6 protein-coding genes, 1 tRNA gene and 2 pseudogenes are annotated in these 8,352 nt (G+C 67.9%); 3 read left to right on the forward strand and 6 right to left on the reverse strand.

The window, feature by feature from the left end; all coding sequences use genetic code 11:
* Together EIO58_RS08775 and EIO58_RS08780 are read right to left on the reverse strand one after the other, a co-directional pair.
* A pseudogene (locus EIO58_RS08775) lies at positions 1-256 on the reverse strand (FHA domain-containing protein FhaB/FipA); the annotation flags it as partial.
* A gap of 5 nt (positions 257-261) precedes the next feature.
* The gene (locus tag EIO58_RS08780) at positions 262-1,005 is read right to left on the reverse strand and encodes an FhaA domain-containing protein (RefSeq protein WP_127819212.1); all 744 of its coding nucleotides are present in this window, start codon (positions 1,003-1,005) and stop codon (positions 262-264) included.
* 157 nt (positions 1,006-1,162) lie between these two features.
* On the opposite strand from EIO58_RS08780, the gene EIO58_RS08785 reads away from it, so the two are divergent.
* Positions 1,163-1,246 (forward strand) — tRNA-Leu (locus tag EIO58_RS08785).
* A gap of 283 nt (positions 1,247-1,529) precedes the next feature.
* A complete protein-coding gene (locus tag EIO58_RS08790) occupies positions 1,530-4,235 on the forward strand; it encodes a DUF7507 domain-containing protein (RefSeq protein ID WP_164861598.1) in 2,706 nt (901 codons plus the stop codon).
* On the opposite strand, the gene EIO58_RS08795 is transcribed toward EIO58_RS08790, so the two are convergent.
* Positions 4,204-4,695 carry a GNAT family N-acetyltransferase gene (locus EIO58_RS08795; RefSeq protein ID WP_127819214.1) on the reverse strand — a complete coding sequence of 164 codons (492 nt, stop codon included), beginning with the start codon at positions 4,693-4,695 and terminating at the stop codon, positions 4,204-4,206. The two genes, EIO58_RS08790 and EIO58_RS08795, sit on opposite strands and share 32 nt — an antisense overlap.
* Before the next feature lie 41 nt (positions 4,696-4,736).
* Positions 4,737-5,375, reverse strand: a complete 639-nt coding sequence (locus EIO58_RS08800; RefSeq protein WP_127819215.1) for a GntR family transcriptional regulator — start codon at positions 5,373-5,375, stop codon at positions 4,737-4,739.
* A 352-nt stretch (positions 5,376-5,727) separates the two neighbouring features.
* On the opposite strand from EIO58_RS08800, the gene EIO58_RS08805 reads away from it, so the two are divergent.
* The gene (locus EIO58_RS08805) at positions 5,728-5,934 is read left to right on the forward strand and encodes a cold-shock protein (protein WP_127819216.1); all 207 of its coding nucleotides are present in this window, start codon (positions 5,728-5,730) and stop codon (positions 5,932-5,934) included.
* Positions 5,935-6,041: 107 nt separating this feature from the next.
* Here the strand turns inward: EIO58_RS08805 and EIO58_RS08810 are convergent, their stop codons facing one another.
* Positions 6,042-8,117 (reverse strand): bifunctional lysylphosphatidylglycerol flippase/synthetase MprF, encoded by a 2,076-nt coding sequence (locus tag EIO58_RS08810; RefSeq protein WP_127819217.1) that lies wholly within the window; start codon positions 8,115-8,117, stop codon positions 6,042-6,044.
* Positions 8,118-8,143: 26 nt separating this feature from the next.
* Positions 8,144-8,352 (reverse strand): annotated as a pseudogene (locus EIO58_RS08815) (hypothetical protein); the annotation flags it as partial.

The following is an 8,352-nucleotide window of genomic DNA, read 5'->3' on the forward strand; positions in this document are numbered from 1 at the left end:
AGGCGGCGTCGGTCGTGGCGGGTCCGCCCGCCGTAGCGGGAGCGGCCGGGGGACGGGACGAGACCGGGGCGGTCGCGGACGACGGCGAGGGGGCGGATGCCGCGGCCCCGGGTGCCGCGGATGCCGCGGGCTCGGGCATCCGTCGCACCTTCACGCCGAACAGGTCGGCACGCAGCGAGTAGACGACCGAGAACACGAAGGCCCACAGCAGCACCAGGAAGGCGATGCGCAGCAGCAGCAGAGTCAGCTCGCTCAGGTCGCTCATGCCAGCGGGCCTCCTTCCCGGAGGTCGAACCTGTGTGTCGCCTCGCCGGCGGGCATCGAGGGCTTGGGGGGCGACGCGTGGGCCACGACGCGGAAGACGATATCGGTGCGCCCGATCGTCACGGTCGAGTCGGGCGGGAGCGCGGCCTCGGTGACGGGACTGCCGTTGAGCTTGGTGCCGTTCGTCGACTTCATGTCGCGCACCATCGCGCGCTCGCCGTCCCACAGGATCTCGACGTGCCTGCGGCTGGTGCCGGCGTCGGCGATGGTGATGTCGGCGTCGCTGCCGCGTCCGATCACGGTGCGGGACTTCGCCAGCGGGATGCGACGCCCGTCGATGTCGACCACGCCGCGCCACGCCACTCGCCCGCCCTGCGCGGTCGACGACTCGACCCGCAGCGTGCCGGTCGACACCTGCTCGTCGCGTGCGAGCGTGATCGACACGGGCCCCGCGAACGAATAGCCCTGCGCCTTGGCGTGCTTGTGCACGAGGGTGTCGAGCTCGTGGATCAGGGCGTCGCCGAGCGCCGACATGCGGTCGTCGTCGGATGCGGACAGACGCACCGAGAAGGTGTTGGGCGCGAGGATGCGGTCGCGCGTGACGACAGCGGCCTTCTTGTCGAGTTCGCTGCGGAGCGCAGAGGCGATCTCGACGGGCTGGATGCCGCTGCGGAAGGTCTTGGCGAACGCGCTGTTCACAGCGCGTTCGAGACCTTTCTCGAAGCTGTCAAGTAGTCCCACAAGGCTCCTCGGACGGGGGGTGCCGGCTGGTACATGCTAATTGCACAGTCTGTACCAGTGATGGAAGGCCTGTGGACCGGGCGAGTTCGGCTGCGGTGGGTGGTGCGTGATATCCTCGGCAAGTTGAGTCTCGCAGGATCCACGGATGCTGCGGTTCGCGCGAGTGGCGGAATAGGCAGACGCGCTGGCTTCAGGTGCCAGTGCCCGAAAGGGCGTGGGGGTTCAACTCCCCCCTCGCGCACAAGAGGCGCTGTCGGGTTCGAACCCACAGTCCCCGTGAATGTGCGTTAGACGACCGGTCGAGGTGAAGATTTCGGCCGGGTTGTCGTTTCGCTGCCCTACGGCGGCACCGCACCAACACGAGCAGGCCCCTTGGGGGCCTCTCGCTCTTCCATGTTGCAGCTTCTCACGGCGGGACGTGGCCGTCGCGTTCTCAGGTCGTCAAGTTCGGGCCCCCTGGCTAAACGCCGGGCCACCTGGCTATGATCACAGCCAACAGTCCGATGGAGGGCCGAGAAGTGGACATGACCGCGCTCGGAGGCCGGCGCGTCGTTGCCGCAACCGGCCTGGCGGTTGTGCCGCTGCTGGTGATCCTGTCACTGGCAGTGGGCGTTCCCAGCGCCCATGCCATACCCCCGTTCCCCATCGTGGATGACACGGCCGGGGAACCGGGCACGACGAACCCGAACTGGGACAGCATCGTGAGCGGGACCGGATCCACCGGCAATACGTACACCTCGGACAACTGGCTTCGATTGACGAACGCGGGAACGAATCAGAGCACCAATATTCTGAACGATGTTGCGTTCCCCTCGTCCACGGGTTTCGTCGTCGACTTCGACTATCGTCAGGCTGGCGGCATCAGCCACACCGGTGACTCGCTTCCTGCTCGCACAGGAGACGGGATGGCGATGTACCTTGTCGACGGAAGTTCCTCGGTCACCGCTGGTGGGTTTGGTGGTGGACTCGGTTATGCCGGAAACGAGGTGACCTGTGGGGTGACCGGTGGGTACATGGGTGTCGGGTTCGACATCTACGGCAACTACGCCGTCCCCCGCCCGAACTCCGTCGGAGGGCCAGGTGTGAGCCCATCGGGGATCGGTGTGCGAGGGTCAGGGACGCAGCCGTGCACGGACCCGTCGATTGCGAATTACCCGTGGGTCGGGGGTGCGACGGTTCCCGACCTGTGGACTGGCGTGGCCGGTGACAGGACAGATCCCGCGCTGGACCCGGCGTCGTTGTATCGACACGTCCGCGTTCGGGTTTCGCCCGTCGGGAACTCCGTGCAGGTCTCCGTCGCAATCAGCGGGCTCACTCCCAAGAGCCAGCCACACGGTGCACTCGTGGGCGTACTGGACGTCAACCTCGACACCACTCCTGGGCAGGCGCCGTTGCCCGAGACACTGAAGTTGGGCTTCTCCGCGTCGACAGGGGGTGCCACGGACTACCACGACATCCGCGCCATCAAGGTTTCCGCCTACACCGACGCGGAACTGAGCAAATCACTGGCACCCGCCACGCCGGGCAACCCCGTTCTCGGCCCCGGGCGTTTCCTACCCGGGGATGCGGTCGAATTCCTGATCACGGCGAGCAACGCGGGCCCCTCGATCATCGGAGACCCGCCCACCGGAACCGCGCGGGTGTTCGACGACCTGAGCTCGCTTCCGCTCACCGATGTCAGCTGGACGTGCGACCCATCCCCAGGCGCGATATGTGCGAGCGCTTCCGGCACGGGACCCGTGGTCTCCGTTGACTGGGCAGCCCCCGCTGGGGGCTCGGTAGTCGTGACGGTGATGGCCATCGTCGCACTCGGGGCGCCCGCCGGAACGTACTCCAATACAGCCCTCATTCCCACCGACTTCGAATCCAATACCGTCGGCGAGTCCGGTGATCCAGTTCAGAGAGACAACGGAGTCGTCGACTCGGACACGTCGAACAACGCGTCCTCGGTCAGCTTCACCGTTGACAGACCGAACTTCACCCAGGTCAAGAGCTCGGATGCGAGTGCCTACGCTGTCGGGCAGACCGTCACCTACACCGTCGCCGTCGCGAACGACGGCACCGCGCCCGGTACGGCAGCCATCGACGACGCGGTACCCCCCGCAATCGCCGTCACTTCGGCGACGTGCACTGTCGCCGGGGTCGGCACCTGCTCGTCAGACACGGCCGGGAACAACGTGTCAGCGACTGTGACTCTTTGGCCCGATGCTACCGCGGAGTTGACGATCACGGGGGTGGCGACCACCGTCGGTTCCGCCGACAACACGGCGGTCATCACGCCGTCCAACCTTTTCTGTGCGGCCGATTGCGGTGGGGGCAGCGCAATCACCGAAGCCAGCGTCGTGAACACATCCCTGAGCCTCGCAAAGACGGTCCAATCGGACGGGATGCCCATCACCCTTTTGACCGTCGGGCAGACTGTGACCTTCGAGTACGAGATCACGAACTCCGGCCAGTTTGCACTGGAGGACCTTCACATCGACGAGTTGTCGTTCACGGGAGCCGGCGTGCTCGACGCGCCCGTATGCACCGCTAGCGCTCTCGATCCCGGAGAGCTCACAACGTGTCGCTCGAGTTATACGGTGCTACAGCAGGACGTCGATGCGGGGACACTGGAGAACTCCGCTCGCGCTGTCGGTCGAGCCACGGCCAGTACCGCCGAGGTGATCTCGAATGTCGCCACCGCTCGGTTGACTGTCCCTCCTGCGCCCGCGCTGTTTCTGACCAAGGTCGGTCACGTGACCGATGCGAATGACACCGCCCTCACCGACGCGGGCGACGTGATCACATGGACACTTGTCGCAGAGAACACCGGCAACATCACCCTGCAAGAGCTCGCGGTTGAGGACTCAACGGCCGGAGCTGTGACGTGTGAGGCAACCCGATTGCTGCCTGGGCAGGCGACCGTGTGCACCACGGCGCCCCACACGATCACGAACCGCGAAGCCCGAGCGGGCGCCGTCGTGAACCAAGCGACCGCTACAGCAACAGACGCTCGAGGCGTCACAGTGACGTCCAACACCGCCACGGCAACAGTGCCGGTAGCCGCTCCTGGGCCGGGACAACTCGCGGGAACAGGGGCGGCCCTTCCCCCGATGATGTTCGCGGCGGCGGGATGCATCTTCCTCGGCTGGCTCCTGCGAAGGCATGCACGAGCGGGAGCCATCGACGTTCCCAGGTGGCGCGAGACGCCGGACGTCACACGCCGTCGAGGGCGGGAACGAGGGTGAAGACGATCTCTTCGACCTCGCGGCCGAGGCCGGGAGCGAAGTCGACGTTGCGCGAGACCTCGGTGAAGCCGTTGCGCTCGAGCACCGCGATCGACCCGGTGTTGTGCGCCGCGGCGCGGGCGAACAGCGGCCGCGTGGGCTCGCGCGAGATCAGCAGTCGCAGCGCCTCGGTCGCCACGCCGCGGCCCCACGCGTGGCGGGCGATCCAGTACGTCACCTCGCGATCGCCGTCGACGGTGAACGCACCCGCGGTTCCCGCGAACCCGCCGTTCTCGGTCACGACGAAGAACTGCACGTCGGGCGAGATGCGCTGACGCTCGATCCAGGCGTCGAACGCGGCGCGGTCGTGGGGATCCTTCGCGGTGAACGCCGCCATGTCGATCGCGTCGCGGTCGCGCATCATCTCGAAGACGGCATCGAGGTCGTCGTCTTCCAATGGGCGCAGTTCGATGTGGTGCACCTGCCCAACGTAGCGACGACCGCCGACGGTGAGAAGCGACGTCAGTCGAGCCCGTGCTGGGCGCGCAGCGCGCGTTCGGCCCAGTCGGCATCGCGCGCCAGCAGCGCGTCGCGGAGGCGCTCGTACGCCTCGCTGCGCCGGATCGGGCATTCGATGAACGGATGCCACCCGGCGAGGTTGCGGCGGATGACGAACTCCGCCTCGCGCATGACCACCACGTAGGCGCGATTGCTGGCGGCGCGCGTGAGCGAGGCGAAGAAGGTCGCGCTGCGGTCGATGATCCCGAGGCGGTCGTCGTCCCGCGATGCGGCGATGACGTCGTCGAGCTTCCCGACCAGCACTCCGAGCTCGTCGTCGGAGCAGCGGGCGACGGCCAGGCGCACGATGTTGCCCAGCATGAGGACGACGAACTCGTGCGTCTCTTTCAGCAGCGGAGCGTCGGGGATCGACACGCGCGTGTAGCGGTTCGGCGACACCTCGACCAGGCCGGTTCGTGCGAGCCGCTGCAGCGCCTCCCGCACGGGCGTGCGCGAGACCCCGAGCCGTTCGGCGAGCTCCTGGTCGCGCAGCTGCTCCCCCGGCGCCAGCCGACCGTCGAGAATCGCCTCGCCGAGCCGGGCGTACACCTCGTCGCAGAGGACGGTGCGGCGCGGCTCGATCGCGACGAACGGAGCTGTCATATGTGCGACAAGTGTACGACGGACTTTTCCAATGCATAGACCCGAATTGCGGGCGACGGTGCGTGCAATCGCGCACCTTTCAGAGACCTGATCCGCGGCGTCCGATTGTCGCTGCGACGGTGATATATCGGTACGATTGCGATGTCACGCTCCGGCGTGGCCTATCCGGGGGGATCCGTCGACGCCCGGGCTTCGAGCTCCGCTCAGCCCGGGCGTGCGATGGCCCGCGTGCCACACTCTGCAACATTTGTGTCACCATCTTCGTCCGGGCTCTCGCCGCGCGGCGTGCACTTCACTACGTTGGGAGGAACCCGCCGCAAATCGCAGCGAGTCCAACGAAGAACGGCAAGTAATGAGCACGCAGGGCACCGTCAAGTGGTTCAACTCGGAAAAGGGATTCGGCTTCATCGCGCCCGATGAAGGCGGCGCTGACGTCTTCGCGCACTACAGCGCCATCGAGTCGTCCGGATACCGCTCCCTCGAGGAGAACCAGCGCGTCGAGTTCGACATCGCGCAGGGACCGAAGGGCCTCCAGGCCGAGAACATCCGCCCGCTCTGAGTCGAGCGAGCCAAGCCTGTCGAACGGCTGCGGGCTGCGGCATCCCTGTTCTGCACGGGACGGATGCCGCAGCTCGCACGAGCCCGTTGCGCTACCGCGTGGCCGGGTCAGTCGCGCTCGCCGCGCACGAGGTCGAGCCCGGCTCCCGCGAACTGGCGCAGCGTCGCGTCGGGCAGGAACGCCCGCGTGAGCGCCCCGCCTACGCGCGTGAGGTCGCTCTCGTCTCGGTAGAGCAGATACATCGTCTCGTACCGCGGGTGGAACTTCTGCTTGAAGCGGTGCAGTGACCGGAAGCCGTAGACCGGCTCGAGGATCGCGGCGAGCCTGTCGCTGAGCGTGGCGATCATCCCGGCGCCGGGCGGGTAGTCGTGGGCGAGCGGCGCGCCCGACAGCGACATGATCTGTGCGCCCTCCTCCGAGAACAGCTTCGCCGACGACCCGATGAGGAACTCCATCACCGGCGCGAAGCCGCCGTCCCGGCGCCGCATCAGATCGAGCGTCCAGCCTCGAACCCTGCCGTCGCCGCCGTAGACGGGCAGCCACGACAGGAACCCGTCGACATCCCCGTTGGGCGCGATCGCGAGAGCGAGACGCACTTCCGGATCCTCGGCCTCGACGAGGGTGCCGAGGGTGAAGCCCATCTCGGGCAGTCCCTTGTCGCCGACCCACATCTCCGAGATCGCGCGCAGCTGCTGCCGCACGCCCCACGACTCGTCGGCCAGGCGGGTCATGCGGAAGGTCATGTCTTCGCGCCCCGCGCGATTGAGCGATGACCGCACGGAGTTCCACTGCTTCCCGGTGAACTGCAGCCCCGGCAGGTCGACGATCGTGTCGTCTGCGACCACAAGGCTGCGCCAGGTCGCCGGCACCGCGGCGCGGGTCGCCTCATCGGCGCTGAAGAAGCACGGCACCAGCCCGGCGTGCTCAGCCATGCGGATGAACTCGTCGACGGATGCCGCGCGCGTCGACGCAGGCCCCAACGGGTCGGCGAGGGCCAGCGCCACGCCGGCGCGACGCTGGTACGCGACGATGCCGTCGGTCGTGCGCGCGTAGGAGTTGCCGTCCCACGTGGTCATCCACGACAGCGTGCCGCCGCCGTCAGCTCGCAGCATGGCCTTCACGTCGTCGACGGCCGGAGCGGGCTGCTGCCCGATCGCCGACCTGCGGCGGGCGCGAAATGCGCGGCGCACCCAGATCAGATAGATCACCATGAGCAGCCACAGGACGCCGCTCGCGATCGCGAGCTCGGTCTCGCCGTCGATCACCGCCTCGACGCGGGCCTCGCTCGTGGCGACGACGCCGGCGACGATGATCGCGGCCGTCAGCACGTTGAAGGTCGCGAGGATCACGCCCAGCACCCACGCCCAGCGGCGACCGCGCCGCAGTCCGTTGGCGATGAGAAGGATGACGACGGTGTCGATCGCGAAGTCGACGAAACCGCCCGACACCGGCTCGGTCGGGCCGAACGGGCCATCGGTCGGCACCAGGATCGTGACGACCTGCGTCGCGCCGATGACCAGCACCGCGATGAACGCGAGCAGGCGCTGCTCGCGCACGGTCGTGCGCTGGATGCGCAGCGACCGTTCGACGAAGAGCACGAGCAGCACCGCGAGCAGGTGCTCGAGGTCGGCGAGTGCTCCCCAGAAGACCATCGCGATGAACACGAAGCCGAGCAGCACCAGCCAGGCGCGCACCCGCCACGGCGGCACGAAGAGGCCGATCGCGGCGGCGATGCACGCCATGGTGCCGCCCGACGCTCCGACGTCGAGTGCCTGCGCCTGGGTTTGGGCCCACCCCCACGGAAGCTGCGACAGCATCCACAGCACGAGCGCTGTGGCGAAGATCGCGAACAGCTGCCCCACCCAGTAGTAGGCGAGGGCGACGACCGGCCCGCGACGGAACTCGAGGTACGCCATGCCCGCGAAGCCCGCGATGGTGAAGAGGTAGACCCACGGCTGGTTGACGAAGAACGTCCCGGTCGCGGGCGTCCACCATCGCCCGTCGGCGAGGGCGGGCAGGCCGTACGCGACGACATCGAACAGCGCGGTGTCTTCGAACGGGCGCCACAGCCCCTGCCAGATGATCCCGGCCGCGAGGATCAGTGAGATCATCACGAGCGTCGCCGGGATTCGGCGGGCTGCGGTGAGTACGGCGTTCGGCTTGCGGGTCGGCGCCTCGCTCATGGGATCACCCTAGCGAGGGCCCCGGTTCAATGGCTCGTCTGCGAGAGCCGGGCGTAGTCGGCCAGCGCCTTGGCGTCTTCGGCGTCGCGCATCGCGCGCCGTGCGGCGTCGAGCGCCGCGACCGGATCCTGCGCCTGCCGCGCCTGGGCCAGTTCGTGCTGGGCCGACAGCAGCCGCGACCTTGCGTCGGCGCCGGCGCGAGAATGAGCGACGGATGCCTCGGCATGCGCGATCG

It is taken from the genome of Microbacterium sp. CPCC 204701 (genome assembly GCF_004010105.1).
In the GTDB taxonomy this organism is placed as follows: domain Bacteria; phylum Actinomycetota; class Actinomycetes; order Actinomycetales; family Microbacteriaceae; genus Microbacterium.